Here is a 24171-nt window from a genome sequence, read left to right on the forward strand (position 1 = left end):
TAATGCTGTGAATAATGAACAGACTTTGTGGATCATTATCGGCATCGCGGCCGTGGTGCTCATCGCGGCGATCATCATCGCTGTGGTGGTGCGCTCACGCAAGACGCGTGTACCGCAGGCGCCTAAGACCTCTCAGGCCCCGGTTCGTGGGGCAGGTTCTGGCCCATCGGGGTCTGCCGATGTTGATAGCCCGCGGGCTCATTCGCCACCAGCTGGAGGCGTAGCGGTTGAGGATGCGCCTGCTGGGGAAGCGGCCGAGCCGGCTCCAGCATTTGACACCCCAGCGCCTGCCCAGGGGCGATTGGCGCGTTTGCGTGCGCGTCTGGTTCGCTCGAATAACGTTTTCGGTAAGGGTCTTTTGGCCCTGCTGTCCTCGGACAAGATCGACGAGGATGTGTGGGACGAAGTTGAGATGACCCTCTTGGCTGCGGACCTCGGCACTGACGCTACGGATGAGCTCATCGCTAGCTTGCGTGAGCGCGTCAAGATCGAAGGTTCCCGTTCTCCTGAACGGGTTCGTCAGATTTTGCATGAAGAGCTTTTGAAGATCGTTGACCCGACGATGGACCGCTCGCTTGATACCGAGCGCAAGGACGGCAAGCCGTCGGTCATCCTTGTGGTTGGCGTCAACGGTGTGGGTAAGACCACGACCATCGGTAAGATCGCCCGCGTTTTGGTCGCGGAAGACAAGGACGTTCTGTTGGGCGCTGCCGACACGTTCCGTGCGGCGGCCGCTGATCAGCTGCAGACCTGGGGTTCCCGAGTGGGTGTGCCGACGGTTCGTTCGGACAAGGACGGTGCGGATCCCGCATCGGTAGCTTTCGATGCGGTGGATAAGGGCATCGAGGCTGAGGTTGACACCGTCTTGGTGGACACCGCGGGACGCCTCCAGAACCGCTCGAACCTCATGGATGAGCTCGGCAAGATCAAGCGCGTCATCAACAAGCGTGCTGAGGTGCGCGAGGTACTGCTGGTTCTGGATGCGACGACGGGCCAGAACGGTCTGAGCCAGGCCAAGGTTTTCTCTGAGGTCGTAGACGTCACCGGCATCGTTCTGACCAAGCTTGACGGCACGGCAAAGGGCGGCATCGTTGTTGCCATCCAGCGTCAGTTGGGAGTTCCGGTCAAGTTGGTGGGCCTCGGCGAGGGCCCGGATGACCTAGCTCCGTTCGAACCGGAAGCGTTTGTGGAAGCGATTCTCGACTGACATAACCACGCCGTCGCGGGCTCAGGCAGAAGCTGTGCCCCGAACGGGATAAAATGGTAGGTCGACATGTAAACGTGTAGGCCTTCACCTACAGAAGTTCAACCAGATAAGCGAGCAGGACAACGTGTTCAATTCTCTAACAGAGCGCCTCACCTCGACGTTCCGGAATCTGCGGGGTAAGGGCCGTCTTTCGGAAGCCGATGTTGACGGTACCGTCCGTGAGATCCGGCGTGCACTGCTGGACGCGGACGTCGCCGTTTCGGTTGCCCGCGAATTCGCGGCCAACGTTAAGGAGCGCGCGCTTTCGGCTGAGGTTTCTGAGGCGCTGAACCCTGCCCAGCAGGTCGTGAAGATCGTCAACGAGCAACTCGTTGAGGTTTTGGGTGGCCAGACTCGCCGTCTTGAGTTCGCGAAGACCGGCCCGACCATCATCATGCTGGCTGGTTTGCAGGGTGCCGGTAAGACGACGTTGGCCGGTAAGTTGGCCAAGTGGCTTGCGTCTGAGGGGCACACTCCGTTGCTTGTGGCCGCTGACTTGCAGCGCCCGAACGCAGTGACGCAGCTTCAGGTTGTTGGTCAGCGTGCGGGTGTTCCTGTTTACGCCCCGCACCCTGGTGTGCAGTCGGAGTTCGAAGAGGTTACGGGCGACCCGGTTGTGGTTGCGCGTAACGGTGTTTCTGAGGCTCGTCAGAAGCAGCACGATGTGGTGATCGTTGATACCGCTGGTCGCCTTGGTGTTGACGCCGAGTTGATGCAGCAGGCCCGCAACATTCGTGATGCGATTTCGCCGAACGAAGTCCTGTTTGTGATCGATGCGATGATCGGTCAGGACGCTGTGGCTACTGCGCAGGCGTTCAACGAGGGCGTTGACTTCACGGGTGTCGTTTTGTCGAAGCTTGATGGCGATGCGCGTGGTGGTGCCGCGCTGTCTGTTGCTTCGGTTACGGGTAAGCCGATCATGTTCGCCTCGACGGGTGAAAACGTCGGCGACTTCGAGGTTTTCCACCCTGACCGTATGGCTTCGCGCATCCTGGACATGGGCGACGTCATGACCCTGATCGAGCAGGCCGAGCGCACGTGGGACAAGGCTGAGGCCGAGCGCATGGCTAAGAAGTTCGCCGATCAGGAGGACTTCACGCTCGATGACTTCTTGGCTCAGATGCAGCAGATCAAGAAGATGGGCTCGATGAAGAAGATGCTGGCGTTGATGCCGAACATGGGCATCGATAAGCGTCAGCTTGAGCAGTTCGATGATTCGCAGGCGGATCGCGTCGAGGCGATTGTTCGTTCGATGACTCCGCATGAGCGCGCTGCTCCTAAGATCATCAACGGTTCGCGTCGTGCACGTATCGCCCGTGGTTCGGGTGTTTCGGTGTCCGAGGTGAACCAGTTGCTTGAGCGCTTCACTCAGGCTCAGAAGATGATGAAGCGTATGGCCGCTCAGGGCGCGATGCCGGGTATTCCCGGGGGTCGTGCTGCTCGCCGCAAGGGCGCGGCGAACAAGAAGCGCGGTAAGAAGTACGGCAACCCGGCACGCGCGGCCGCTGCTGCGCGTGGCGAGAAGGTGCAAGGCCACAAGCAGTCTGGGGCTTCGTTCGCTAGGAATCAGGAGCTCAAGCCTGAGGATTTGAAGCTCCCTAAGGGCTTCGAGAAGTTCTTGCGGTGAGTCTGTGAGCGAGCGTACATTCTCGGATTCTGCTGACGGTCCCGCGGGGGAGCCCTCGGGCCGTGAAGCGGGTGCGTCGCAGTACGGCGTGTCATTGCTGGGTCCTGCGGTTCTGACGGGCGTGGATGCGCCTGAACTAGGCGGCCCCGGTACCCGTTGGCTTGAAGATGCGGTTTTGCTCGACTCGCCGTCGGCGGGTTCACGCTCGGTCTTCTCGGGCTCGCGGGCAATGATGCTGCTTTCGGCTTATCCTGCTGAAACTCGAGAATCTGAAACTGGCATCGTAGTTTCTTTGCGCTTGTGGGCGGCTGGATCTCAGGACGCAGCGGGTGAATCGAAACCAACCGTTGAGTGGGATAGCGCATCGAACGCGCGCCTGAAGGCCGATGCCGGACTTGCTGGATCCGTGGGTGCGGAAGCTGTAGCCCAAGCAGAGCAGTATCTCAGCGAGGTTGCGGAGTTAGCTTCGGCGGCGGCTGATGCACCGAGCGGCCGCGCGGCAGAGCTTGTGCGAGCACCTCTCGAGGAAGCCCTGACGTTGCTGGGCCAGGACCCTAAGTGGGTTGCGCTCGCGCTCGGGCTTTCCGCTCCACACGGTGTTCGTGTTGTGGAAGCCGCCAAAGAGAACGCTCACCAACGAGCGAGCCGCGAAGCGTTGAACGAGGCACGTGAAAGCGTGGCTGAAGCGTCGCGCGGAGCTTCGGTTGCAGCTCCAGGTGCCGAGACATGGCGTAGCCGCCACCCGATTCCGGCGATCCTGTTGTCCGTCTTGTGGATCGCGTTGGCCGTCGTCGTGTTGATGTTTAGACCGTTGACGCTTGTGTGGCTCAATTATGTTGTCGCCTTCGCGCTGGGGCTCGACGCGGTGGTCGGTTTGATCGCGGCGTTCGCGGGTCTGAAAGCCAAGAAAGCGCGCGCTCGGCAAGGGTCTGATGGCCCTCTAGGGAAAGGTCATGTGAAATGATCGCCACGATCAATGCCCAGAACTCTGAACGACAAACCGTGTGGCGCGTTACTGTCGCTTGGCCGGAAACTGATCCGGTAGGCCAGCAGGAACGCGTTGATGGTCTCATGCAGATTCTGACGCACCGTAAGATCGTGGGCCTCATGGGGCCTGGGCGTCCGACCCGCCGAGGTGTCGCGGTTGAACTCGTACTTCCAATGCGTGAAACGCGGGTTCTGAGCGCTACGTTCGAAGGCGATGTTGAGCCGGGACTCGATGGTGAGGAGTTCGCACGCGAGTTGCATGCGAGCACGGGCGCGGTCATCGTCAATGGTGACCCCGCATCGGGGGACTTCGCTGTCTTGGCGGCCCCGGAACAATTCGGGGACCGCCAGATCGCCGGCGTGCTGGAGGAACGGATCACGTCGGTTCTTCTGCTCGATACTGTTCGTCCAAGTGCGGTCGAAGACGCCTTGGATCGCAGCGAGGTTTCGGGGTGGATGGCTGAAGGCGAGCGCACGGTCGTTGCGTTGAACTCGGTCCCATCTGACCCGACGATGCTCATCATGCCTGGGTCGGATAAGGTTTCGTGCTCGATTCGGGAGCGCGCCGGTCGCGTTGACGTTGCGCTGTGGGGCCCATCTGAGTCCCGGCAGCAACCGGCTACTCGTCGTCGTCGTGCGGCTCAGTTCACTCCACTCATCAATACGCATGCTGGCGCCCGTTGCCGACCAATTGTTCTCCCGGAAATGTACCGCCCGGCAGGCTCGCAAGTTGCCTCGCTACTGCTGCGGCTCGAGGATGATTTCGCTCCGCTTTCTGAGAACGACATTAAGACTCTTGCCTCGATGCTTCCGCCTAAGCGCGTTGACGCGTTGGTTTCGGCGATCAACGATGCCCCTGTGCGCGGTGTTGATCCAGAAGCGGGCGCGTTGGCTGTGCTCGAAGACGGACTGATGCCAGGTGAAGAGGTTGAAGACACCTCTGACCAGGAGCAGGAACAGGCTTATTCCGCTACTCGCGCGATGCTTGAAGCGCTAGGGGAGGACACTGAATGGGTCGGCCTGTTCGAAGGCAGGTCACCAGTTGGCGGTTCGGTACGTCCAGTCGGTGTTCCTGGGCATGACCAGTTCGAAGCGGATCCGAACGATACCGAATCGGCAGAACAGGAAGTCGCTGAACAGGAAACCGGTGTCGACTACGCATCTGATGTACCGGTCGCTGATGCCGGACTCGTACCTGTTTCTGAGGCGGGGGCAGCGTCGGCAGACGCTCAACCTGACCATGATGAGCCAGGGGAGACCGAAGCGTCGCAAGGCGGCTTCGAGTCGCAGCTTGCAGACGCAACAAGCTCTAAATCGGAGCCGAGCTTCAGCGAGATCCTCGGGTTGCAGTCAAACACGAACGATCCCAAAGCTGTCCAGCCAGGCTCGGACTATCCGCAACCAACGCCGGCGGGGCAGACCTCGGTTGCTACAGAGACCGAGTTAGGGACTGCTCCTCGCCGTGTGGCTCATATCGTGTGGTTGGTCGTTGGCATTGTGGGACTCATTGTTGGGGCCTTCTTGGTTCTGCGCGGGACGGACGTCATTTCCTTCCCCGAGGTCGCGTTCCAAGCACGTTCGACGTTGGCCGTCATTGGCGGCATCGTAGCGCTTGTCGGCGGTGCATGCATGCTTCTGGCCGCGTCGATGTGGCCGCGCCAACGAAAGTAGCCGCTGCGCTACCGACGGCGCCTTGCGTGTGTGGTGACACACGCATCGTGAGTGTGCGTTGAACCGTAACGCATGGCATAATGGACCGAGTACTCGGCGTGCGTGGCCCCCTCTCTCTGCGTTCGTCGGACATTTGGGACGTTTATCGCTGCTTTACCCCAGAGCCTGGCGGACTCGTCCCGTTCAACAGAAACAGGAGTGACCACTAACGTGGCCGTTAAGATTCGCCTGAAGCGGATGGGCAAAATCCGCCAGCCTCACTACCGCATCGTCGTCATCGATGGTCGCGCAAAGCGCGACGGCCGTCCGATCGAGGAAATCGGTACGTACAACCCAATGACCAACCCATCGACCATCAAGGTTGAGTCCGAGCGTGCTCAGTACTGGCTCGGTGTTGGCGCACAGCCATCGGATCGTGTTCTCTCGATCCTCAAGCTGACCGGTGACTGGCAGAAGTTCAAGGGCATCGAAGGTCAGGAAGGCTCGGTTAAGTACCCAGAGCCTAAGCCTGAGTTCGTTGCACCAGACAAGGGTTCGGTCATCCTCCCAGAGGCAACCACCCCTAAGAAGTCGAAGGCAGACGCTGAAGAAGCTCCAGCTGAGGAAGCAGCAGAGGCTGCTGAAGAGCCAGCTGAGACTGAAGAAGCCTGAGGCTCAGTTTGATGCTTGAAGACGCACTCGATCACTTGGTGTCCGGGATTGTAGACAACCCGGACGACGTCGATGTCCGCCGCCGCTCAGGCCGCCGACACGACGTGTTGCAGGTTCGTGTCAACCCAGAGGACCTTGGCCGTGTGATCGGCCGGCAGGGCCGCACCGCGAAAGCGTTGCGCGCTGTTATCGGTGCTCTGCCTGGTGGAGACGAGGTCCGAGTCGACGTCGTAGACACCGACCGACAACGCTAACCGCGCCTGTACTAACCAAGTCTGATCGGCGTCGATCACGTTGTGACGAAAGCGGCCCTAGCCAACCTGAGTCGGCTAGGGCCGCTTTCGTATCCCGTTGAAGTAGCTGGATTCCAGTTTTGAGCAAAAGAGGCCACGCATGGACGTAAAAGTTGCGCGCATCGGCAAGCCGCACGGTATTCGCGGTGAGGTTACGGTTCAAGTTCTCACAGACGACCCGGAAACCCGTTTTGCGCGGGGAGCTCGCTTGCTGACGGACCCGGAAGCGAACGGCCCTCTCACTGTGAAGTCAGCGCGGTGGAACAAACACATCCTGTTGCTCGGGTTTGAAGAAGTTTCCGACCGCAACCGTGCCGAAGAGCTTCGCGGAACCATGCTTTACGTCGAAGCGGAAGAATCCAGCGACGACGCGTGGTTCGAACACGACCTCGTTGGTCTTGAAGTTGTCATCGAGGGCGAGGCCATCGGCAAGGTGTCTGCATTGCACACCGGGCCTGCGCAGGATCTGCTTGAAGTCACACTCAACGACGGCTCTGAGGCCCTGCTCCCGCTCGTTGAGGACATCATCCCGGACATCGATCTCGACGCGGCAACGGTTATCGCGACCCCGCCTCCTGGCCTGCTTGAGCTCGACCGCGGCGACCAGTAACGAGACAGGACTTAGGTTTTCATGCGCATCGACATCATCACGATCTTCCCCGAGTTCTTCGAAGCTCTCGACATCTCACTGATTGGCAAAGCCAAGCAGCGCGGTCTCATTGACGTCCATATTCACGACCTGCGCGCATACACATACGACCGACACAGGACAGTCGATGACACCCCGTATGGCGGCGGCGCGGGCATGGTTATGAAGCCTGAACCGTGGGGAGAAGCGCTGACTCACGTCCTCAATGATGCAGGCGTTGAAGCAGACAATCCGCCCTTGTTGCTCGTGCCTTCGCCGGCCGGGCAAGTCTTCGGCCAGCCAACTGCACACGCCTGGGCTGAAGAACCCCACATCGTCTTCGCGTGCGGGCGCTACGAAGGGATCGATGAGCGCGTCATCGAATGGGCGCGCGAACGCTTCCGTGTGGTTCCGTTCTCGTTGGGTGACTACGTACTCAACGGCGGGGAAGTAGCGTCGATGGCGGTGATCGAAGCCGTCGTGCGTCTAGTTCCCGGGATGGTGGGCAACCCTGAATCGCTCATTGAAGAAAGCCACTCGGTCGCAGGCGATGCGCTGCTTGAATACCCGGTCTACACCAAGCCGGCGGTGTGGGAGGGGCGCGAAGCCCCAGCAGTATTGCTGAGCGGGGATCACGCCAAAGTCGCGAGGGCTCGTCGCGACTGGCAGCTCGAACGTACAAGCGAGCGCCGACCAGACCTCATCGAGAAGCTCACCACCGATGCCCTCGACAAACAAGACAAGGCAACCCTCACGTCGTTGGGGTGGAATCTTGAAGGAAACCACCCGGCTCGCTCAGGAAACTGACATCGCGATGGAACTGCGTTAGAATATCTAAGTTGTTACCCACCGCATGCATGACTGCCGCAGGGGTCATGTGTGAAAACGGTCGGGTCCGGCTCGCTTGAGCGGGCCGGGAATATCGGCGAACTCCATGAGAGTGCAACGCCCGTATACATCATGGCTCACGGACCTGCGGCCGGTTCCATGTGGAGAAAAGAATGAATCTTCTTGATTCTCTCGATGCCAAGAGCCTTCGTAACGACATCCCGGACTTCGCGCCGGGTGACACCGTCAAGGTTCACGTAAACATCATCGAAGGTAAGAACTCCCGTGTTCAGGTTTTCCAGGGCTTCGTCCTGGCTCGCCAGGGTGGCGGCGTTCGCGAAACCTTCAAGGTTCGCAAGGTTTCCTTCGGCGTAGGTGTTGAGCGTACCTTCCCGGTTCACTCCCCGGTCATCGACAAGATCGAGGTCGTGTCCCGTGGTGACGTTCGCCGCGCCAAGCTGTACTACATGCGCGACCGCCACGGTAAGGCAGCTCGTATCCGCGAGAAGCGCGAGGGCGCAAAGTAAGCGCGGCTTACTGACTTCCGTGCTCCCTTGTGAGCACATGGCAGGCGCCACCCCGACACTTCGAATGGGGTGGCGCCTGCTTCATGTCATACGAGAAGCTTTGAGGAACGTTCGTGAAGAGATTCAGTGACAAAGAACCCCGGGTCGACCTCGACGAGGACGAGGGTGAGGTACGCGATCATAAGAAGCGTGGCGTCTGGGGTTCTGTCCGGGAGATCCTCCTGACCGTCGTGATCGCGCTCGCGGTCTCGATTGTGATTAAAACGTTCCTATTCAGGGCTTTTGTGATCCCATCAACTTCGATGCAGAACACGTTACTGGTTAACGACCGCGTGTTCGTGAATCAGCTGTTCCCTCAGCCGTTCAAGCTTGAACGCGGCAACGTCATTGTTTTCAAGGATGATGAGAAGTGGTTGCCGGAGCTCCCACAAGCTGCGCAACCGAACGCTTTCGAGAAGGCGTTGACCTTCGTGGGCCTGCGGCCGGATGACGGTACGCAGCACCTCATTAAGCGCATCATCGGGCTTCCGGGCGACACAGTCGAGTGTTGTACGGCTAGCGGAAAGATTTCCGTGAATGGGGTCGAGATTACCGAGCCGTACTTGTATCCGGGGGACAAGCCTTCCGAGGTGCCGTTCAAGGTCACGGTTCCGAAGGATCATCTGTGGGTCTTGGGCGATCACCGCTCCGATTCCGGGGATTCGCGCTATCACACCGATAAAAACAACGGCATGGTTTCGATGGACTCCGTGGTGGGGCGCGCAGATTTTATTGCGTGGCCGTTGGACCGTTGGGGCGGGGTAGCGAACCCGGAAGGCGCCTTCGACGCGGTTCCTGACCGCGAGCCGAAAGAGTAGGGCTGTGCCTGACCTCGAGGTAGAAAAAGGCTTGGTGGCGCCTTGCCAGTTGATTGTGGCAGTCGACGAGGTGGGCAGGGGCGCGCTTGCAGGCCCGGTTACTGTGGGGCTCACGTTCGTAGCGCCACACGAATGTGGCCCGCATCCCGAAGGGCTCGGGGACTCGAAAGACGTTACTCCCGCTCGGCGTGAGGCACTCGTACCGTTGATCCGGGATTGGGTCGCGGCGTGGGGCGTCGGCAGTGCAAGCCCAGAAGAGATTGACCGTTTCGGGATCGTGGCGGCACTGAGGCTCGCTGGACAGCGAGCCTACATTGAGGCACTGCAACAGCTCGCTGACGATCCAGCGGCGGGTGAGGCCCCCATCGTTATTTTGCTCGACGGGGTGCATGACTGGCTCAGCACACCAGAACCCGACCTGTTCAGCGATCTTGTAACGGACGCGGAGTCCGACTCGGCGCCTGAGGCTGATGCGCTGGACGGCTTGGACCTGCCGCCCGTGATCACGCGGACTAAAGCGGACCGCGACTGCGCATCGGTGTCTGCAGCGAGCATCCTCGCAAAGACGCATCGCGATAGTGTCATGGTAGAACTATCGAAGGCTCATCCTCAGTATGGATGGGATACAAACAAGGGATATGGCTCAGCGAAACACCGAGCCGCAATCCTGGAACATGGGGCGACCGACAACCATCGGCGCACATGGAAGCTGTTGTGACACGGAAACTGTTGTGAGCAGGAAGTCATTACGAGCAGGAAGGGGGAACAGATCCCGTGAGCGATGAAGAGATCGAAAAGTTTGAGACCCAAGCGGAGCTGAACCTCTACCGCGAATACCGCGACGTTGTGGGCCTGTTTTCCTATGTCGTAGAGACGGAACGTAGGTTCTATCTAGCGAACCACGTCGAGCTCGAGACCCTGACTTCCAACGGTGAAATCTATTTCGCGATAACGCTGACCGACGCGTGGGTGTGGGACGTGTACCGGCCGCAAAGGTTCGTGAAATCGGTCAAAGTCATCACGTTCAAGGACGTGAACGTCGAAGAGCTATCTAAACCGGATCTTTTCAAAGGTGAAGAGCTTCCTGGGACGCAGGGCGAGTCTTAATAGCTCCAACACGGGCGAGTGAGCAGGCGCTTTCCGTATTCACAGGCCATAGATGCCTGCGTTCTATCCACATTCTTTTCGATCTTGGTATGCGTGAGGGATTTCCACGCTGAGATGAAGCTACAAGCTCATCCAGTGGAGGAAACATGGCATCGACGCAGGCTGACAATCACATCGCCCAAGACAGCGCCCAACTGGACTCAGTGCAACGGGACACAGCGCAACTGGAACTAGCCCAGCTTCGCACTGAGTTGGGGCGGCGCGGTGAAGAGTTCGCGGCGGGCTGGTGTCACGAAAACGGGATCATCGTGCTCGATCGTAACTGGCGTGGGAGTCACGGCGAACTGGACATCGTGGGTTATGACCCTGCTGCGCAACAGTTGGTCGCGCTTGAGGTCAAGACCCGGTCGGGAACTGGGTATGGCCTACCCGCTGAAGCCGTGACGTTACCTAAGTTTGAACGTCTGCAAAGGCTTATTTGGGAGTATGCCCAAGGTAGGGAATACGCCGAGGCTATCGGCACGGCACAGGGCGGAACTCGGGTTGATGTTTTGGGTATCGTCTGGCCACGAAAAGCGTCAGCCCCTGCTTCAGTCGACTACTACCGAGAGGTGACTGGAGCATGAACGCGGTAACGGCACCTCAAAGCACACCGCGAGCAGCGAGGGCGAAATCCGCCCCCGTTCACGAGCGGGGCTTGGGGTCATCCTTGAGTATCGCATTGGTTGGGTTGAAAGGGCACAAGGTTGAGGTCCAAGCCGATATCGGTAACGGTCTGCCGGGGATGACCCTTCTCGGGCTTCCCGACGCGAGCCTCAACGAGGCCCGCGACCGAGTCCGGTCAGCTGCGCGCAACGTTGGCATTCCGCTGAGCGCACGCCGCATCGTGATCAATCTGATCCCAGCTGGATTACCCAAGAAAGGCCCGGGTTTCGATGTCTCGATCCTGGTCGCAGCGATGGCTGCAGACGGACGTATCTCATCGCCTGCAGATACCGCATACATCGGTGAACTGGGGCTTGACGGCTCGCTCAGGCCATTCATCGGAACGTTGCCTGCGGTGCTTCAGGCTCGTGAACTCGGGATCAAACGCATCGTCGTCCCTGCCGCCAACGCAGAAGAAGCGCGTCTGGTCCCGGGCATAGAAGTCCGCAGCTACAACCACGTCAGTGCTCTGCTGGCGGACTTGGGTGCTGACGTGCGGCACATCGTGAGGCCAGGCAAACAAGTGGAAAGCGTGTCAGAGCCTAACGAGCAGGTCCAACAACAGACCGCCGAGCGAAGCGGTAGCGTTTCTGAGGTTCCGGATATGGCTGATGTCCGTGGTCAAGCGACTGGGCGATGGGCGCTTGAAGTTGCCGCTGCAGGCGGGCACCATCTCTTGCTGACGGGGCCTCCGGGCGCTGGTAAAACGATGCTTGCGGAGAGGCTGCCCGGTATTCTTCCGCCGTTGAACGATGAGGAAGCCATGCTCACCACGAGCGTGCATTCGCTGTCCGGAGAAACCGTTTCAGGCTTGATGAGGGTTGCGCCCTTCCAGGCCCCGCACCACACTTCGAGTGCGGCCGCGCTGGTGGGCGGAGGGTCAGGTATACCTCGTCCAGGGGCGGCGTCCCGGGCACACGGTGGAGTCTTGTTCTTGGATGAAGCTCCTGAGTTTCAGGCCCGCACACTCGATGCTCTGCGTGAACCCCTCGAGTCTGGAGTCATTACCTTGCATCGTTCGGCCGGGGTAGCGACGTATCCGGCGCGTTTCCAGCTCATCATGGCGGCTAATCCTTGCCCATGCGGGAAGGAAGGTTCTGCTTGTGAATGCCCGGCGCTCACGAAGCGACGGTACTGGGCCCGCATGTCGGGGCCGCTGCTAGACCGAGTGGATATTCGCGTCAACGTTCCTGCCGCGCGCTTAGCATCACTTCTAGCGAGCGATGCAGAGGAAAGCTCAGCGTGTATTCGGCAACGAGTCGAAAGAGCCAGAGCCTCTGCACGTGAAAGATGGCGGAGCGTGATGGATAAGGCGGATCACCCAGCATCGCACGGTACCGGATCTCTAACCAACGCGTCTGTGCCTGCCTCGGTATTGAGGTCTCACAAGTTCCGGCCTTCGGGTGCAGCGTCAAAAGAGCTCTTAGCAATCAGCATGCACAGTGGGCTGACTGGCCGCGGGCTGGACCGCGTGCTCAGGATTTCGTGGACGCTTGCCGACCTCGCAGGAAGGGGCCTACCCAGCCCAGACGATATTGCAGCGGCCGTACACCTGCGAGGCACACCGGAGGCATTCAACTGATCATGGTGACCACCAAAGCTACTTTCGAACCCGAACGTCAGGCGCGCGCAGGTCTCTCGCGTGTTACTGAAGCCGACGACTACCCGGCGCGGCTTGGAGTCTGTGTTTTCGGCGCCGTACGGTTGTGGGAACTCATCTCAGGTTCCGTCCCATCGTCAGAGGAACGAGAACGGTTCAGTGCCTCTGTTCGCGAAGCCTACGGAGGAACACGTCAACGCCAGCGCCACGTAACGCTGGAACACGCTCTAGACCGTTGGAAAAGCCGCCGAGAACAGAGCGCCCCTGAACGCGACCTCGCATACATCACTTCACAAGGTGGAGGCTTCGTCATCCCGGGAGATCCCGGATGGCCGGAAGCCCTGAACGATCTCGGCGAATCAACCCCATACGGACTCTGGTGGCGCGGCGCTCAGAGCATTCCTACCAACACGAATGAATGCGTTGCGGTCGTCGGTACGCGTGATCCCACACCATACGGAGAACATGTAACCCGCGAATACACGGCCGAGATGGCAGAGCGTGGCGCAACGATCGTGTCGGGAGGCGCGCTCGGAGTAGACGCCTTGGCACACCACACGGCACTTGAACATTCAACCGCTCCGCTCGCAACAGCCGTGGTTTTAGCCGGGGGAGTAGATCGCCTCTACCCGGCAGCGAATCGAGCGCTGCTGGAACGAATCGGGAAAGAACAGGTCATCATTTCCGAAGCGGCTCCGGGGGCATCGCCCATGCGATGGAGATTCTTGGCTCGCAACCGCATCATCGCGGCGTTGAGTCGTGGAATCCTCGTGACCGAAGGTCGCCACCGCTCAGGTGCGATTTCAACAGCAGTACATGGTCTGGAGATAGGCCGCTGGGTTGGAGCGGTACCAGGGCCCGTGACATCGGCAACCTCAGCCGGTCCGCACCGGCTCATCCGTGACTACCCTGTGGAGCTCGTTAGTTCTGGAGCCGAACTGTGCAACTCGCTAGGGTTCAACAACCAAACCCAGCCAATGCTCATTCCAGACGCAACGGCCGGCCCGCAACGTTTGACTGACGGTCTTAACCCCATCGAACAACGAATCGTAGAAGCACTGTCGCCACGCACCTACCGCAATCTCGATGAGGTCTTCGCGATAGCTGGTCTGTCAGTGCCTGAAGCAATGCCTGTGCTAAGCCAACTACACCGTCGTGGTCTGGCTGTTCAGAGGGGACACGCATGGAAACGCGGCAAAGCGCCAGCCTGATGGAACCAACGCGGGGCATGTGTAAGCTGGCACTGAGTCAAGGAGGGACTATGGGCGAATCACTGAGCGACGTCATTGATTCGTTTGCCCGCCACCTCCGGTACGAACGGGGCCGATCCGAACACACGATCCGTGCCTATACCTCCGACGTCACTGCACTGTGCGAGCACGCAGGGCTCGAGTTCGAGGCAGACAAGGCCGATGCGCTGCGCCGCATCACGATTGCTGAACTACGAGCATGGCTCGCCCAAGCGGCCCATGACGGTAGAGCTCCAGCCACTCTTGCCCGACAAGCCGCATCAGCCCGTACATTCCTCGCTTGGGCGCTACGCGAAGGGCTCATCGAATCGGACCCATCAAACCGACTCAAAGCCCCAAAACGGAATAAGCATCTCCCGCAGGTTCTGAGGAACCAGCAAGCGGAACGTTTGCTGAGCCATTCAGCCCAACCCGTCGATTCCGCACCGGAAGCGCCGCAGCAACGCGCAGTACGCCTGCGAAACCTGGCGGCCCTCGAGCTTCTCTACGCGAGTGGCATCCGCGTATCCGAACTCGAAGGACTCAACCTGGAAGACATCGACCTCGACCAGCGGACCGCGAAAGTCCTCGGCAAAGGAAACAAGGAACGTGTTGTCCCGTTCGGTGTTCCTGCCGAAGCTGCGATCCGAGAATGGCTCAACGACGGCCGACCTCATTTGCTCAAGGCGTCTGCGCAGGCGAAGAGCGCTACGGAGAAGAACAACAATCAAGGCAATGCCCTGGAGGAAGCGTTGTTCCTTGGTGTGAGAGGCGGACGGTGGGGAAGCCGCCAGATCCGCGAAGCAGTCAACACTGAACTTGAAAAGCTCGGCGACACATCCGCTCGTGGCCCACACGCCCTACGACATTCAGCAGCAACCCACCTGCTCGACGGCGGTGCAGACTTACGCAGCGTCCAAGAGCTACTCGGACACTCATCCCTAGCTACAACCCAGCTCTATACACACGTCTCAGTCGAACGGCTCAGGACGGCATATCAACAAGGGCACCCACGGGCATAAACACCGTCGATAGGGCCTTGAAAACGCAACATATGAAGCAGCTGTGACCAGTGTGACTCAAGTGATAGGCCGCTTGTGAACCGGCCTAGTACTTGACAGAATAGACCCACCGTTCTAATTCAGCATCGGTCGTAGGGGAAGACGTACCGAAGCAGTGAAGAAGGAGCGGCATGTCACAACCAATGACAAGGGGCGCCTTGTATATCCACTCGGCCCCTGCAGCGCTGTGCCCTCATATCGAGTGGGCTATCGGCTCGGTGGTTGAGCGCCACACAACACTTGAGTGGGTTCCGCAGCCAGCCTCGCCCGGAATGCTCCGGGCCGAAATGGCCTGGGCCGGTCCACAAGGCACGGGCGCAGTTTTGACGTCCACCCTGCGCGGGTGGGCGCACTTGCGCTACGAAATTACGGAAGAAGCCTCACGTGGCGTTGATGCAGGCCGCTGGTCGCACACCCCTGAACTTGGCATCTTCCATGCAACCACGGACGTTGCTGGAAATATCCTCGTGTCCGAAGATCGCATCCGTTACGCCTACGAACAAGGCCGTGGAAACCCAGCTGCGGTCTACCATGAACTCTCGATCGCTCTCGGCGAAGCCTGGGACGAGGAACTCGAGCCATTCCGTGCGGCGTCCGACGGCGCACCGATCCGCTGGCTCCACCACGTCGGCTAAAGCTCCGCTTATTTAGATCAAACTTCACTGCTTAAAGGTTTGTGCCCCACACGCTGTGTGGGGCACAAACCTTTAACGCTTTTGAGCGTTATCAGTAGCTACGGAATGCAGCGACGGCGTTGTGGCCGCCGAAACCAAACGAGTTTGAAACCGCGACGCCTGGCTTCAGATCACGCGGCGTACCGGTAACAACATCAAGCGGGATCTGCGGATCCTGCTGATTCAGGTTGATCGTCACTGGGGCCTTGCCGTGGTGCAGAGCCAGGACAGTCAAGACGGCTTCTACAGCACCAGCGCCGCCCAACAGGTGACCCGTCATCGACTTCGTCGCAGAAACAGCGACGTTGTCGAGCGCGTCACCGAACGCGGCACGCATCGCGGTGTATTCAGGGATGTCACCCACCGGGGTAGAGGTTGCGTGAGCGTTGACGTGTACCACGTCCTCAGGGCTGAACTCGCCGTCGGCCATCGCTGCCTTGAGAGCGCGCATTGCGCCATTGCCGGACTCGTCTGGCGCGGTGATGTGGAATGCGTCAGCGGTGATTCCGGTGCCTGCGAGCTCAGCGTAGATCTTCGCGCCACGTGCCTTAGCGTGCTCTTCAGATTCGAGGATCAACGCGCCAGCGCCTTCACCCATGACGAAACCATCGCGGTCAACGTCGTACGGGCGGGAAGCGGCCTGTGGGTCATCGTTGCGGCGAGATAGCGCCTGCATAGAGGAGAACGCGGCGATCGTAATCGGGTGAATAGCTGCTTCGCAGCCACCCGTGATCACAACGTCAGCGTGGCCATCGCGGATCATCTGCTGTGCTACGGCGAGAGCTTCGGTGCCCGATGCGCATGCAGAGACCGGCGTGCGGGCCGCGGCCTTAGCGCCGAAAGCAAGCGAGAGCGCGCCAGAAGCGGCGTTCGGCATCAACATCGGCACCGTCATCGGAAGAACGCGGCGTGGGCCCTTGTCGCGCAGGGTGTCCCACGCGTCAAGAAGAGTGTTGACGCCACCGATGCCGGTTGCGTACGCGACGCCCAAGCGTTCGTGGTCAATCCCAGCGTCTTCCAGCTGTGCATCCGCCCACGCTTCCCGCGCTGAAACCAGGGCAAGCTGGGTTGACGGGTCATTGCGTTTAATTTCGGCGCGGGACAGCACTTCAGATGCCGGAACAGCTACCCGTGCGGCGATGTTCACCGGCAAGCTGTACTGCTCGACCCAGTCCTCATTGAGGTGCCCGACACCCGAGGTGCCAGCCAGAGCCGCCTCCCACGTCGTAGGGACGTCACCACCGATCGGCGTCGTGGCGCCAAGGCCAGTCACGACAACTTTCTGAGCCATAGAACATCCTTTAGTCACGGGCCGCTGAGGGCTTCGTATAGTCAAGATCTGATAGGGGAGCGCACAACCACGTTGATGCTACGGAAACCGTAGACAACGCTGGATGGGCGCGACACTTACCCTGAAAGGGTGGAAATACGGTGTGCGGCCGAACACCGGCCGCACAAGCTTCCTGGAAATCGGCCGCACACCGCTCAAGCCTGTACAGGCTAGCTAAGACTAGGCCTGAGCCTTCTCGATGTAGTCAACGGCGTCGCCAACAGTCTTGAGGTTCTTTACTTCCTCATCTGGGATCTTGACGTCGAACTTGGACTCAGCTTCAACAACGATGGTCATCATCGAGATCGAGTCGATGTCGAGGTCCTCGGTGAAGGACTTCTCGAGCTGGATCTCTTCAACGTCGATGTCGGTCTCTTCGTTGACGATCTCTGCCAGGCCGGCGAGAATCTCTTCCTTGCTTGCTGCCATGTGTGGCTCCTTCATTGTTTGTACCTGCCCGTGGGTGGCCAGGTTGTGGTGTTCTCCGCCAAAACTGGATTGACGGTCTGAACTAAGCCTATGTGGTTGTGGGACAGAGTTCAGTATTACGGGGCTACTTCTGTGAAGATGGTGGCCCCGTGAAAGCTGTGGTTAGTTACCGGAATGCTCGTTGATGAAAGCGCGTGCTTCTTCGAGCTGATCCGGTGTCTTGAGAGCGAATGTTTTGACGCCTTTGAGCCCACGACGGGCCAGGCCGGTTAGCGTGCCGGCTGGCGTGAGCTCGATGAGGCCGGTGACGCCCAGGTCTTTCATGGTTTCCTGGCAGGACTCCCAGTCCACAGGGCGTGTCACCTGGTCGACAAGAAGCCGGAGCATGTGGGTTCCCGTGTCTACTTCGGAACCGCCAGCGTTTGTCAGTAGCGGCCCGCGTGGATCCCTAGCGGTGATAGATGCCGCCAGTTCGCGCAGAGGGTCTACAGCTGGGGCCATGTATTCGGTGTGGAATGCCCCAGCAACCTTCAGTGGGATGACCCGGGCTTTGGCTGGAGGGTTTTCTCCGAGCTTCTCGAGGCTTTCGAGGCTACCTGCGGCAACGATCTGCCCGCCGCCGTTCATGTTCGCTGGGGCAGCGCCTGCGGCCTCGATGGCTGCGATGACCTCCGCGTGGTCACCGCCCAAGACGGCCGCCATGCCGGTTGGCTGTGCGTTCGATGCCTTCGCCATCTCATCCGCGCGCAAAGCGACAAAGCGGAGTGCATCCTCGTAGCTCATGACGCCGGTAATGGCGGATGCGGTGATCTCACCGACAGAGTGGCCCGCGTAAACCGCATCAGCTGGGGCGCCGTCGTCGCCGAACAGCGCATCGGCAGCCAGCAGTCCAGCGGCAACGATGAGGCGCTGTGCATGCGCCGTATCCTTGATGGTTTCCTCGTCGGCTTCGGTGCCGAGCCAAGCGAGATCCTTGCCCGCTGCGTCAGACAGCTCAGCCAAACGCGAGGCGAGAGCAGGCTCTTCGAGCCAGCTTGTCAAGAAACCGGGAGTCTGCGAACCCTGTCCAGGGCAAACTATTGCTAACACGTGTTCCACTCTTCCAAAATTTCACGGACTCTGGCTGGCATGCGAGAGACCAAGGTCACGGATGACTTTTGTAGACATCCTACAAAGCGGTGCGTGCGGTTCGGTGAAAACTCGGCGCCGAGGTGTCGACTTCATTGGTTGAATAGCACAACGCATCTTGTGAAGGGCCGCGCAGCGTCAAGAGCAAGATGAGGTGCTTATCGAGCTTAGGCAGACGCATTTGCGCCGTGAATCCGGCCAACAATCAGAGCAACGTGCAAAACAAGTGCGTCGCGCGGTAGCAAAGGATCCCAGCCGGTCAGCTCCGTGACCCGGCGCAAGCGGTAGCGCACCGTATTGGCGTGGACATAAAGCTCACGAGCTGTGCCTTCGAGGGAACGCCCACCAGCAACGTAAGTCGATAAGGTCTGCGCAAGCACCGCGTCGGAGTGCGCGATGGGTTCATAGACCCGTTCAATCAGCTCGGCGATGGCCAGCTCGTCTCCTGCAAGAGCACGTTCTGGCCACAAATCCTCAGCTCGGATGACTCGCGGCGCATCCGGCCAAGCGGACGCTGCAGCCAAGCCGGCCAGAGCCTGTCGCGCTGAGTTATGGAAATCCTCGATCGCATCGACCACAGGTCCGATCACAACGTGCTCGCCGCCAAACTGACTCGCGAGCGGTTCGAACGCCTCGGAGGCTTCATTAACTCCGCCCAGCAAGACCAGCAAACGGTTTCCCTGGATCCCGATTACCGCATCCTTGCCGGCTCGCATCGCGGCGCGGCGGATATCGGCAACATTGTTCGCCGTGGATTCATCAGCAGTGTGGCCCACAACGACGCAGAATGAGTCCAGCGAACGCCAGCCAACCGCAGACAACCGTGAACGCAACGCGTCAGCGCCCTCGCCGCGTAGCACCGCATCGACCACGAGTGCTTCCAAACGCGAGTCCCATGCGCCGCGACGTTCAGCAGCACGCGCGTACACATCGGCAGCGGCGAACGCGATCTCTCGCGAATAGAGCAACACGGCTTCCCGTAAGGCGGCTTGTTCGGAGGCATCCGCGAGTGCCGGTACCTCATCTTCAACTACCCCCACGACGGTGCGGATCAGTTGGAGAGCGCGCTGCAGTGAGATCGCGCGAGAAAGTTCGCTCGGGGCCGAACCAAACACATCCGCCAGAACCCAGGCGGGCGTGTCAGGGTCTTGACACCACTGAACAAAATGCGAGATGCCGCGCTGAGCGATCAAACCCAGCGCCGAACGCTGGTCCGGTAGCAAAGACCGGTACCACGGAAGCTGTTGATCGAGCGCATTAAGCGCCAGGGTTGATAGCTGTCCGACGTGGGTTTTGAGCCGCTCCATCGCAACAGGAGCCTGCGAGACGGCTTCTGCAAGACGCAAAGAACGTTGCGACGGGACGGAGGTTCCTGCTTGCTGCGGTGCTTGGTGGAAGGCCTCGGCCTTGGTTGCTTCGGCGAGTGCACCGTCTTCTGGTGGCATGTTCAGCACGCGGGCCCTCCTGACGCTTCTGTTCCTGGCGGCTCTTATAGGGGTTGATGGGCTTCATATGCCCGTGAGGCGGCCTACGCACGGGGTGCGCAAGCCGCCTCACGAGCAGGGTGGCTTTATTACCGTTGGGGGGTTAGGCGTCGCCGCCACCGCCACCGGTAGTGCCAGCGTTGACGTTCAGCAGGTCGTACTTCTTGACGGCCTTGGCTGGGATGTCCTTGTCGATTTCACCGCGGTCAGCAAGCTGCTGGAGCGCGCGTACAGCGATCGACTCGGCGTCGATGTGGAAGTAGCGGCGGGCTGCTGGACGGGTGTCAGCGAAACCGAAGTTGTCGCCGCCCAGGGTCGTGTAGTCGCCTGGGATGAAGCGACGGATCATGTCCGGCACATGGTGCTGGTAGTCGGTTACGGCAAGGAATGGGCCTTCTGCATCCTTGAGCTTCTCGGTCACGTAAGGGACCGGAGCCTCGGACTCAGGGTGCAGGAAGCGCTGCTTTTCTGCACGCAGGCCGTCTCGGCGTAGCTCGGACCACGACGTCACCGACCACAGGTCAGCGTTGACGCCCCAGTCCTCAGCGAGCAGCTCCTGGGCCTTGAAGATCCATGGAACAGCAACGCCGGAGGCGAGCAGCTGAACCGTTGGGCCGTCGGCTTCGCCCTTGGACAATTGGTGGATACCCTTCAAGATGCCTTCGACGTCGACGTCTTCTGGCTCTGCCGGCTGCTTGATTGGCTCGTTGTAGACGGTGAGGTAGTAGATCACGTTTGGATCCGGGTGCTCGCCGCCGTACATGCGTTCAAGACCGTCACGGACGATGTGGCCGATTTCGTAACCGTAGGCAGGGTCGTAGGAGACGACGCCAGGGTTGGTTGCGGCCAGAACGAGCGAGTGGCCATCCATGTGCTGGGTGCCTTCACCGGTCAGCGTCGTGAGACCGGCGGTTGCGCCGATCATGAAGCCACGCGCCAACTGGTCGGCTGCAGCCCAGATGCTGTCGCCGGTGCGCTGGAAGCCGAACATCGAGTAGAAGATGTAGACCGGGATCATCGGCTCGAGGTGAGTCGAGTACGACGAACCTGCCGCGGTGAGTGCAGCCACGGATCCGGCTTCGTTGATGCCGGTGTGCAGGATCTTGCCCTGTGGGGACTCCTTGTAGGCGAGCATCAGGTCGCGGTCCACGGAGACGTAGTTCTGGCCCTGCGGGTTGTAGATCTTCGCGGTAGGGAAGAACGAGTCCATACCGAAAGTGCGTGCCTCGTCCGGGATGATCGGCACGATGCGGTGGCCGAAGTCCTTGTCACGCATGAGGTCGCGCAGAAGACGCACGAACGCCATCGTGGTTGCGGCTTCCTGGCGGCCTGAACCACGCTTGGTGCCGCGGTATGCGGTCTTGTCTGGAAGCGCGATCGGGGAGGTGCGTTCGCGGCGTTCCGGCACGAAGCCGCCGAGTGCCTGGCGACGCGTGATCATGTAGCGGATCGCTTCGTCGTCCATGCCTGGGTGGTAGTACGGCGGGCGTGCTGGGTCCTTCTCGAGCTCTTCGTCCGAGATTGGGATGCGCAGGTGGTCGCGGAAGTCCTTGAGGTCCTGCAGGGTGAGCTTCTTCATCTGGTGGGTCGCGTTGCGGCCCTCGAAGTGGGTTCCGAGACCGTAGCCCTTGACAGTCTGAGCGAGGATCACAGTCGGCTGGCCCTTGTGCTCAACAGCTGCCTTGTATGCGGCGTAGACCTTGTTGTAGTCGTGGCCGCCGCGCTTGAGCTGCCAGATTTCCTGGTCGGTCATGTCCTCGACCATCGCCTTGGTCTGTGGGGACTTGCCGAAGAAGTGCTCACGGACGAACGCGCCGGACTCAGCCTTGTAGGTCTGGTAGTCACCGTCCGGGGTTTCGTTCATGATGTTGACGAGCGAACCGTCGTGGTCCTTCTCGAGCAGGGCATCCCATTCACGGCCCCACACGACCTTGATGACGTTCCAGCCTGCTCCGCGGAAGTACGCTTCGAGTTCCTGCATGATCTTGCCGTTACCGCGTACCGGGCCGTCAAGGCGCTGCAGGTTGCAGTTGATGACAAAGGTCAGGTTATCGAGGCCTTCGTTGGCTGCGTGTTGCAGGAAGCCGCGCGATTCTGGCTCATCCATTTCACCATCGCCGAGGAATGCCCAGACGTGCTGCTGGGAGGTGTCCTTGATGCCGCGGTTGTGCAGGTAGCGGTTGAACTGTGCCTGGTAGATCGCGTTCGCTGGGCCAAGGCCCATCGAGACGGTTGGGAACTGCCAGAACTCAGGCATCATGCGTGGGTGCGGGTATGAAGGCAGGCCGTTTGGCGCCTTCGACTTTTCCTGACGGAAGGAGTCGAGCTGTTCGTCGGTCAGGCGTCCTTCCAGGAACGCGCGCGCGTACATGCCGGGGGAGGCGTGGCCCTGGAAGAAGACCTGGTCGCCGCCACCGTCGTGGCCTGGGCCGCGGAAGAAGTGGTTGAAACCGACTTCGTAGAGGGTTGCTGCGCCGGCGTAGGTGGAGATGTGGCCGCCAACGGACAGGCCTGGGGCCTGTGCGCGGTGGACCATGACGGCTGCGTTCCAGCGGATCCAGCGGCGGTATGCACGCTCAAGTTCCTCGGTACCCGGGAAGTCAGGTTCTTGGTCCACCGGGATCGTGTTGACGTAGTCGGTGGTGGTAACCATCGGGACGGCTACGGACTTGGCGCCTGCGCGCTGCAGCAGCGAACGCACGATGTATTCGGCGCGTTCGGTTCCCTGTGTCTCAACGAGCCCGTCGAAGGATTCAAGCCATTCTTTGGTTTCTTCGGGGTCGGTGTCAGACAGATGTTTCACCAATCCGCTACGGATATCGGTGATGTGATGGTCCTGTTGGGCCACGGCCGTTCCCTTTCTAGTGCTGACAAATCTTGTTCTTGATTCTCTCCCGTTTTCAACGGTTGAGCGAACTGTCTTGTTCCCATCGTAGTAGGGGACGGCGGGGAGTTTTGGCGCGTTCAGTTGTTTTGAGCGCTGAAAACGTGTTTTGTTAGACGTGTAGCCCTGATCACGGGGTGAGTTTTCGTTGTTCTATGGAAAAGGATTTGTGACGTGAGCGTTCGGACGGCGCCGTATGAGGGTGCTGCTCAGCGGATGGGGATCTCTGGAGATCATCTTGTTCAAGAGCTCGGTTATGACGAGGATGTCGATTTTGAGCTTCGTGACGTGATCGAGGAGGTCACTGGCGAGCCGATTCTGGACGAAGACGAGCACGAGGTTGTTGACGCCGTGTTGCTGTGGTGGCGTGACGGCGATGGTGACCTTGTTGATGCGATGGTTGATTCCCTCACGGATCTTGATGATGGTGGCGTTGTGTGGCTTTTGACCCCTAAGTTGGGTGAGGACGGCCATGTGTCTCCTGTTGAGATTCAGGAAGCTGCACCGACGGCTGGCTTGCACACGACGAGCACCGTTGATGTTTCCGAGCTGTGGTCCGCTGTGTGCCTGCAGCAGCGGAAGCGTCACTGAATGTTGTTAAATCCTTCCGATGCGGCGCCTGGGTTGGCGTCGCTTTCGGCTCCGTTGGTGAATCAGCATGGTGAGCGGGTTGTGCTCGCTGACCGTGTTGGTCAGGTGACGGTTTTGAGTTTTTTCCCGTTGAGTTTCACTCCGGTGTGTCATTCGGAGTTGGGCGGGCTTGCACAGGTTGCTGATGCGTGGGCTGAGGCTGGCGTGTATGTTGCGGCGTGCTCGGTGGATTCGCGTTATACGTTGCGAACGGTTTCGGATCAGCTGGGTTTGTCTTTCGATGTGCTGAGTGATTTTTGGCCGCATGGGGCTCTTGCGCAGGCGTTGGATGCGTTCGATGCGGGGCGGGGTCACGCTACGCGCACGGCTTTCGTGTGGGATGCTTCAGGGCGGCTGGTTTCGAAGATCGAGGCTGATCGCACCGCGAGCAGACCTTTGGATTCCTACGTCGAGGCCCTGCGGGCTGCTGGGGCTGAGGTGTAGCTGGGACTGTCTGCCTGAACGCGCTTACCGTGTTTGGCGGGGTTTGAAGATGGTGAGGTCTTGTTTTTCGCAGGTGGGGTCGTTGGTGGGGTTGCCTGGCTGGCAGGGCCCGGAGACGTTGACTGCTTTGAGTGTCCAGGCGCGGATGTTG

Annotated in this window: 24 protein-coding genes; 19 read left to right on the plus strand and 5 right to left on the minus strand. The window is 60.0% G+C overall.

Going from position 1 to position 24171, the window contains the following annotated elements; translation table 11 throughout:
* Window positions 1–7: 7 nt before the first annotated feature.
* The 17 genes from ftsY (at window position 8) to CAY35_RS08225 (ending at window position 15652) form a co-directional block, all read left to right on the plus strand.
* On the plus strand, window positions 8–1207 hold the full coding sequence (ftsY, locus tag CAY35_RS08145) for a signal recognition particle-docking protein FtsY (RefSeq protein WP_258265707.1): 1200 nt from the start codon (window positions 8–10) through the stop codon (window positions 1205–1207).
* 124 nt (window positions 1208–1331) lie between these two features.
* The gene (gene ffh / locus CAY35_RS08150) at window positions 1332–2873 is read left to right on the plus strand and encodes a signal recognition particle protein (protein WP_109304133.1); all 1542 of its coding nucleotides are present in this window, start codon (window positions 1332–1334) and stop codon (window positions 2871–2873) included.
* A 4-nt stretch (window positions 2874–2877) separates the two neighbouring features.
* Window positions 2878–3837, plus strand: coding sequence for a DUF308 domain-containing protein (locus tag CAY35_RS08155; RefSeq protein WP_109304134.1), 960 nt, complete (start codon window positions 2878–2880; stop codon window positions 3835–3837).
* A complete protein-coding gene (locus CAY35_RS08160; RefSeq protein ID WP_109304135.1) occupies window positions 3834–5531 on the plus strand; it encodes a hypothetical protein in 1698 nt (565 codons plus the stop codon). Before CAY35_RS08155 ends, CAY35_RS08160 begins: the two co-directional genes overlap by 4 nt.
* A 210-nt stretch (window positions 5532–5741) precedes the next feature.
* Window positions 5742–6182, plus strand: a complete 441-nt coding sequence (gene rpsP, locus CAY35_RS08165) for a 30S ribosomal protein S16 (RefSeq protein WP_109304151.1) — start codon at window positions 5742–5744, stop codon at window positions 6180–6182.
* 11 nt (window positions 6183–6193) lie between these two features.
* Window positions 6194–6436: an RNA-binding protein gene (locus CAY35_RS08170; RefSeq protein WP_101629440.1), complete on the plus strand. Its 243-nt coding sequence runs from the start codon at window positions 6194–6196 to the stop codon at window positions 6434–6436.
* 139 nt (window positions 6437–6575) lie between these two features.
* On the plus strand, window positions 6576–7085 hold the full coding sequence (gene rimM, locus CAY35_RS08175; protein WP_109304136.1) for a ribosome maturation factor RimM: 510 nt from the start codon (window positions 6576–6578) through the stop codon (window positions 7083–7085).
* Window positions 7086–7106: 21 nt separating this feature from the next.
* A complete protein-coding gene (gene trmD, locus CAY35_RS08180) occupies window positions 7107–7910 on the plus strand; it encodes a tRNA (guanosine(37)-N1)-methyltransferase TrmD (RefSeq protein ID WP_109304137.1) in 804 nt (267 codons plus the stop codon).
* A gap of 194 nt (window positions 7911–8104) precedes the next feature.
* Window positions 8105–8458, plus strand: coding sequence for a 50S ribosomal protein L19 (rplS, locus tag CAY35_RS08185; protein ID WP_109304138.1), 354 nt, complete (start codon window positions 8105–8107; stop codon window positions 8456–8458).
* Window positions 8459–8571: 113 nt separating this feature from the next.
* Complete coding sequence (gene lepB, locus CAY35_RS08190) at window positions 8572–9315, plus strand: signal peptidase I (protein WP_109304139.1); 744 nt, start codon at window positions 8572–8574, stop codon at window positions 9313–9315.
* Between the two features lie 4 nt (window positions 9316–9319).
* A complete protein-coding gene (locus CAY35_RS08195) occupies window positions 9320–10033 on the plus strand; it encodes a ribonuclease HII (protein WP_258265708.1) in 714 nt (237 codons plus the stop codon).
* A gap of 56 nt (window positions 10034–10089) precedes the next feature.
* Window positions 10090–10422: a DUF2469 domain-containing protein gene (locus tag CAY35_RS08200; protein WP_109304141.1), complete on the plus strand. Its 333-nt coding sequence runs from the start codon at window positions 10090–10092 to the stop codon at window positions 10420–10422.
* A gap of 146 nt (window positions 10423–10568) precedes the next feature.
* Complete coding sequence (locus CAY35_RS08205) at window positions 10569–11048, plus strand: YraN family protein (protein ID WP_109304142.1); 480 nt, start codon at window positions 10569–10571, stop codon at window positions 11046–11048.
* Window positions 11049–11131: 83 nt separating this feature from the next.
* Complete coding sequence (locus CAY35_RS08210; protein ID WP_258265709.1) at window positions 11132–12709, plus strand: YifB family Mg chelatase-like AAA ATPase; 1578 nt, start codon at window positions 11132–11134, stop codon at window positions 12707–12709.
* Window positions 12710–12711: 2 nt separating this feature from the next.
* Window positions 12712–13938: a DNA-processing protein DprA gene (gene dprA, locus CAY35_RS08215; RefSeq protein WP_109304144.1), complete on the plus strand. Its 1227-nt coding sequence runs from the start codon at window positions 12712–12714 to the stop codon at window positions 13936–13938.
* Between the two features lie 50 nt (window positions 13939–13988).
* Window positions 13989–14978, plus strand: a complete 990-nt coding sequence (locus CAY35_RS08220) for a tyrosine recombinase XerC (RefSeq protein ID WP_109304145.1) — start codon at window positions 13989–13991, stop codon at window positions 14976–14978.
* Between the two features lie 170 nt (window positions 14979–15148).
* A complete protein-coding gene (locus CAY35_RS08225) occupies window positions 15149–15652 on the plus strand; it encodes a DUF3145 domain-containing protein (protein ID WP_101629430.1) in 504 nt (167 codons plus the stop codon).
* 91 nt (window positions 15653–15743) lie between these two features.
* Here the strand turns inward: CAY35_RS08225 and fabF are convergent, their stop codons facing one another.
* The 5 genes from fabF to aceE form a co-directional block, all read right to left on the minus strand.
* Window positions 15744–16982: a beta-ketoacyl-ACP synthase II gene (fabF, locus tag CAY35_RS08230; RefSeq protein WP_109304146.1), complete on the minus strand. Its 1239-nt coding sequence runs from the start codon at window positions 16980–16982 to the stop codon at window positions 15744–15746.
* 219 nt (window positions 16983–17201) lie between these two features.
* Window positions 17202–17450, minus strand: coding sequence for an acyl carrier protein (locus tag CAY35_RS08235; RefSeq protein ID WP_035754216.1), 249 nt, complete (start codon window positions 17448–17450; stop codon window positions 17202–17204).
* Between the two features lie 162 nt (window positions 17451–17612).
* Window positions 17613–18539, minus strand: a complete 927-nt coding sequence (locus tag CAY35_RS08240) for an ACP S-malonyltransferase (RefSeq protein WP_109304152.1) — start codon at window positions 18537–18539, stop codon at window positions 17613–17615.
* A 206-nt stretch (window positions 18540–18745) separates the two neighbouring features.
* Complete coding sequence (locus CAY35_RS08245; protein ID WP_109304153.1) at window positions 18746–20023, minus strand: PucR family transcriptional regulator; 1278 nt, start codon at window positions 20021–20023, stop codon at window positions 18746–18748.
* 142 nt (window positions 20024–20165) lie between these two features.
* Window positions 20166–22910: a pyruvate dehydrogenase (acetyl-transferring), homodimeric type gene (aceE, locus tag CAY35_RS08250; protein WP_258265710.1), complete on the minus strand. Its 2745-nt coding sequence runs from the start codon at window positions 22908–22910 to the stop codon at window positions 20166–20168.
* Window positions 22911–23162: 252 nt separating this feature from the next.
* Here aceE and CAY35_RS08255 point away from each other — a divergent pair, with 252 nt between their 5' ends.
* Both CAY35_RS08255 and CAY35_RS08260 read left to right on the plus strand, forming a co-directional pair.
* Window positions 23163–23537, plus strand: coding sequence for a DUF3052 domain-containing protein (locus CAY35_RS08255; RefSeq protein ID WP_052048188.1), 375 nt, complete (start codon window positions 23163–23165; stop codon window positions 23535–23537).
* On the plus strand, window positions 23538–24020 hold the full coding sequence (locus CAY35_RS08260; RefSeq protein WP_109304147.1) for a redoxin domain-containing protein: 483 nt from the start codon (window positions 23538–23540) through the stop codon (window positions 24018–24020).
* The last annotated feature ends 151 nt before the right edge of the window (window positions 24021–24171 follow it).

The organism is Pseudoglutamicibacter cumminsii, from assembly GCF_003143995.1.
Lineage (GTDB): Bacteria > Actinomycetota > Actinomycetes > Actinomycetales > Micrococcaceae > Pseudoglutamicibacter > Pseudoglutamicibacter cumminsii_B.